This window comes from Clostridium sp. DSM 8431 (assembly GCF_900116755.1).
GTDB lineage: Bacteria > Bacillota > Clostridia > Clostridiales > Clostridiaceae > Clostridium.
In genome coordinates, this window is sequence record NZ_FPBY01000002.1 from 1 (window position 1) to 5,154 (window position 5,154).

General features: G+C 28.3%; 4 protein-coding genes. 3 read left to right on the forward strand and 1 reads right to left on the reverse strand.

Annotation, left to right across the window (positions count from 1 at the left end; genetic code table 11):
• Positions 1–430: 430 nt before the first annotated feature.
• Positions 431–556 carry a hypothetical protein gene (locus BM384_RS18435; protein ID WP_278280882.1) on the reverse strand — a complete coding sequence of 42 codons (126 nt, stop codon included), beginning with the start codon at positions 554–556 and terminating at the stop codon, positions 431–433.
• 431 nt (positions 557–987) lie between these two features.
• Here BM384_RS18435 and fabD point away from each other — a divergent pair, with 431 nt between their 5' ends.
• The 3 genes from fabD to BM384_RS00310 all read left to right on the forward strand — a co-directional run bounded on the left by fabD (position 988) and on the right by BM384_RS00310 (position 5,092).
• A complete protein-coding gene (gene fabD, locus BM384_RS00300; protein ID WP_090009370.1) occupies positions 988–3,198 on the forward strand; it encodes an ACP S-malonyltransferase in 2,211 nt (736 codons plus the stop codon).
• A gap of 28 nt (positions 3,199–3,226) precedes the next feature.
• Complete coding sequence (locus BM384_RS00305; protein ID WP_090009373.1) at positions 3,227–4,627, forward strand: MATE family efflux transporter; 1,401 nt, start codon at positions 3,227–3,229, stop codon at positions 4,625–4,627.
• Between the two features lie 78 nt (positions 4,628–4,705).
• Positions 4,706–5,092: a cupin domain-containing protein gene (locus BM384_RS00310; protein WP_090009377.1), complete on the forward strand. Its 387-nt coding sequence runs from the start codon at positions 4,706–4,708 to the stop codon at positions 5,090–5,092.
• Positions 5,093–5,154: the final 62 nt, after the last annotated feature.

The following is a 5,154-nucleotide window of genomic DNA, read 5'->3' on the forward strand; positions in this document are numbered from 1 at the left end:
AAGGTTGTTTAGACGAGGACTTGATAATGTAATTCTTGAGCTCACATTGATTTCTTGTGGTTATAATCTTTATAAATATAATAATAAATTAAACCGTGAAATGCTCGTTGCATAAAAATTACTTTAATTTTTTTATTTATAACGAGACGTTTATTAAGTGAACCCATTTTTAAAAATTAAAGATGAAAAAATATAAGTATATGAAAAAAACAACCATACAAGCTTTTGAGCTAGTATGGTCGTTTGATTTTTAGGACTTTTTTTACAGCCCCTTAATTTTCCGAAGGGCACTTTTTCAGTGCCCTCGAAAATATAGGTGTTGTTTTTGAGTAAATTGAATTGAATTTTTCTTTTTAATATAAGGTATAACAGTTAGGAAATTCAGGAGTTTCAGAATTTAAAAGAACTTCATCCTTTGCGGCCATATTCTCTAAAACTTTATAAGTATCACGTATTCCTTCTGATTCAGTAGAGGCTTTCCTGAGTACATCCAGTCAAGGGTTCTTCCAAGGATTACATCATTATTATTTGTAGTAAGTGTAATGCTAGTACACATAAAAATACTCCTTTTAAGTTTTGTTATAAGGAAACTTAGGGCTCACTGCATTCGCTGAGTAAGTTCCAGTGGTCAAATATAAAATTTGGACTGTAACTTATAGTATATTAATTAGATTTATTAAGTGCTAAATTTATTTTTTAGACTCTAGTTGTAGTATAAGAGTTAAGAACAAATAGACGAAGAGTAAATATATTTCTGTGAAGTTTTAAGATTAAATCTAGTATAAAAGTAGGATTCATTTATCGGAAAAATAATATCAAAAAAGAAAAAACCAAAAAGTTAAAACAAAACACAAAATATAAAAAAATCAAACATATATTAACAAAAGAGCAAAAAAATGATATAATTGTCACATATATGTTATAAAATGTATTAAATAAATAGGCTAATCATTAATTTTTAGAACTTATATTTTAGGGGGGTAGTATATGTTTGCTTGCGTATTTCCAGGACAAGGCTCTCAGTTTAAAGGAATGGGAGCTGAGTTATTTGATGAATTTAAGGAATTAACAGAAGAAGCAGAGAGTATTTTAGGATATTCTATTAAAGAATTATGTTTAAATAATCCGAATAATGTATTAAATAATACTAGATATACTCAGCCAGCGTTATATGTGGTAAATGCTATGTATTATTTAAAAAGAATTAAGGAAACAGGAAAAAAACCGGATTATGTGGCTGGACATAGCTTAGGAGAATTTAATGCTTTATTTGCTGCTGGAGTATTTGATTTTGCAACAGGATTAAAACTAGTGAAAAAAAGAGGAGAGCTCATGAGCCAGGTAAAGGATGGAGCTATGGCTGCTGTTATAGGGCTGGAAATTGAGCAGATAAGAAATGTTATTGATGAAAATAATCTTAGAGGTTTAGATATAGCTAATCATAATTCTAAAACACAGATTGTTATAGCTGGTCCCAAAAATGATATTGAAAATGCAAAGGCATATTTTGAGGCTAAAGGTGCATTGAAATATGTGATATTAAATGTAAGTGGAGCTTTTCATTCTAGATACATGGAAGAACAGGCAAAGAAATTTGCAGAATATTTGCACGAATTTAAGTTGAATGAATTTGATATTAAAGTTATTTCTAATGTGACAGGTGAAGTGTATAAAGCTGATGAGATATATAAAGGTATTGAACTACAAATGTATTCACATGTTAGATGGAATGATACTATTAAATATTTATTAAGCAGGGGAGTTAATGAAATAATTCAAACAGGTCCAGGTAAAGTATTAACATCATTAACTAAGAGAATAGAAAGTGAAAATGATTTTACTATATATAAAGAAACTAATACTGGTAAGAAGTCTATAAATACTAAGTTTAATATTGAATATGATTTAAAGTATCCATATTTAGTAGGTGGTATAGAAAGAGGAATTACTTCTAAAGAGATGGTTGTTAAATGTGGAAAACATAATATACTGTCATTTTTAGGTACAAAAAGAATGAATATAGAAAAAATTAGAGAAAGTATTGTTTATATAAAGAAACATTTAACTAATGGAGAAGCTTTTGGAGTAAATATTACTTATGATCCACTAGATACAGAATTGGCATCAAAAGTAGTGGATTTGTGTTTTGAATATGATGTAAAAAACATAGAGTTATGCGGTTATCATTATATACCTAAATATATTATAAGATATAAATTTAATAATCTTAAGTATAAGAATAATAAAGTTATTTGTAATAATAAGATTTTCTTAAAGACTGACAGATTAAATGATTTGGAGCAATTGATGGAACCTGCTTCAGAAGAAGTGCTAGAATCTTTAACTAAAGAAAGGTTAATAACTGATGCAGAAAAAAGATTATTAAAAAATGTTTCTGTCATCGATGCATTAACGATAAGTTGTGAATCTGGCGGTAATATGTATAAAAGTAATATTTTGAATGTTTTACCAACGGCTATAAACATAAGAGATTCTAAAGTTAAAGAGCAAGGATATGATAATAATATTTATATTGGAGTTGCAGGAGATATTGGAACTCCAGAATCAGTTGCAATTATGTTTTTATTAGGTGCTGACTATATAGTTACTGATTCTATTAATCAATGCTCTATAGAATCTTCTTTAAGTGATTTAACTAAAGATTTATTACAGCAGGCTGGTATTGAAGATACTATTTATGTTCCTGATGCAGATAACTTTGAAATTGGAGCAAAGATACCAGTTTTAAAGAGAGGAGTAATGTTTCCTTCAAGAGCTAATAAGCTTTATGACTTATATAGGTATTATAATTCATATTATCAAATAGATAAAAAGTTAAGAGAACATATAGAAAAGAATTATTTTAGAAAAACTTTTGATGAATATTATGAGGAATGTAAAAGAAATGAACCAATAGAAAAGATAGATATTATTGAAAAAGATGAAAAGAAGAAAATGGCATTAGTTTTCAAACAATATCTAATAGAAGCTGCTTCTTATGGACAAGAAGGACTGGAAGAAGAAAAAATGAATTTTTCAATTTATTGTAGTCCTGCCCTTGGAGCATTTAATAAATATTGCAATGGAGGTGAAATGGAAAATTGGAGAAATAGAAGCATCACTAAAATAGCAGAAATTTTAATGCATGATGCTAGGGAGTATATGGATTTAAAATTAAAAAAGTCGTACAAGTATTAACAGAATAATAGGAATAGGAGAATATAAAATGGAACAAAATTCGAGTGTAAGTGTAAATGAATTAGAGAATAACATGTTTATAAAGGAACCTATATTAAAGTTAATAATGAAGTTTTCAATACCATGCGTAATATCTATGGTTGTAGATGCTTTATACAATATAGTTGACCAAATTTTCATTGGTAATAAGGTAGGGTATTTAGGAAATGCCACAACAAATGTTGCCTTTCCATTGGTTACATTAGTTATAGGTGTTTCATTACTTATTGGTAATGGATGTAGTGCTAAGTTTAGTTTAGACCTTGGTAATAATGATAAAGAAGCTGTAAAAAAGGATGTTGGAAATGCAATTATTCTTTCAATTATAGTGGGGATAGTTATGTCAGTTATATCCTTTGTATTTTTGAAATCATTATTATATGCCTTTGGTGCTACTGAAGTTATTATGGATCATGCTGTTAGATATACATCCATAATCATTATAGGACAGCCGTTTTTAGTACTTTCAACTGTTTTAAGTTCTATTATTCGTGCTGATGGAAAACCAGAGTTTTCAATGTTTATTATGATAGTTGGAGCAGTACTTAATATAGTTTTAGATGCATTATTTGTACTTAAACTTGATATGAATGTTGAAGGTGCTGCAATAGCAACTGTAATAGGTCAGGTAATATCAACCATAATGGGTTTAAGCTACTTAAAAAAATTCCAAAATATCAAATTTACAGCTAAAGATTTAAAATTAGAATCAAAAGTTTGTAAGACAATATGTGCATTAGGAGCTTCAGGATTTATAACTCAAGTATCAGTAATGTTATTACAAATAGTAATGAATAACTCAGTAAAATATTATGGAGCAATGTCTCAATTTGGAAGCGAAATACCTCTTTCAGCTTTAGGAATAGTAATGAAGGTAAATCAACTTTTATTAGCCATAATTATTGGAATTTCTATAGGAATGCAGCCAATATTAGGTTTCAACTATGGTGCTAGAAGATATGACAGAGTAAAAAGTACTTATGTAGTATCGACTTTAGTAGCAACATTTGTTTCTACAGTATCATTCTTAATGTTTATGTTAATACCTGGATTAATAATAAGAATATTTGGACAAGAACAGGCGCTATATAATGAATTTGCAGTAATGTGTTTTAGAATTTTCTTATGTGGATCATTTTTAATAGGTTTTCAATTAATTTCTTCCACATATTTTCAAGCAACTGGTAAAGCATTAAAAGCTTCATTACTATCATTATCTAGACAAGCAATATTCATAATACCATTAATGATTATATTACCAAGATTTTTTGGAATAGAAGGAGTATTGTATTCTGGTCCTATTGCAGAAGTTTTAGCAGCAGTAATAACTGCTTATTATGCAATTAAAGAGCTAAAAGTATTGAATAATAAAATTTCAAGTATGAAATAAATTCTAGTTAAATTAGATAGATGCTGTGTTTATATAGTATAAACACAGCATAATATTAAATCTTTAGGGGGAAGTATTATGACAAGAAAATATGAACATTTAATAATTAATAATATAAAACAACCATTAGCAAGTGTTGATTTTCATGAGGATGTATCCTGCATAGAAAGATATTTTGCTGAAGGGTTCCCATTTCATCTAGCTATTCATAAAGTAGTTAATGCAGAAGATGTAGATAAGTACACAGAATTACATACACATGATGTAGATGAATTAAATATTATTATTTGTGAAGATAATGATATGGAATATTTAATTCAACTTGGGGATGAAGAGTATAGGATAAAATCTAACACTAGTATTTGGATACCTAAAGGATTACCACACTCAGCAAATATAGTAGGTGGATCAGGATATTTTATTGCAATGAGATTAAATAGAATACCAGATGAATTTCAGGTGTAAAATTCAATCACTATTTGGGAGTATGACTTAGTACTGTCATGGTGGTAATGGGGGGAAAGAAT

Coding starts and splice junctions, on each gene's coding strand:
- BM384_RS18435 (WP_278280882.1), bottom strand. CDS start 556: ATGTGTACTAGCATTACACTTACTACAAATAATAATGATGTAATCCTT.
- fabD (WP_090009370.1), top strand. CDS start 988: ATGTTTGCTTGCGTATTTCCAGGACAAGGCTCTCAGTTTAAAGGAATG.
- BM384_RS00305 (WP_090009373.1), top strand. CDS start 3,227: ATGGAACAAAATTCGAGTGTAAGTGTAAATGAATTAGAGAATAACATG.
- BM384_RS00310 (WP_090009377.1), top strand. CDS start 4,706: ATGACAAGAAAATATGAACATTTAATAATTAATAATATAAAACAACCA.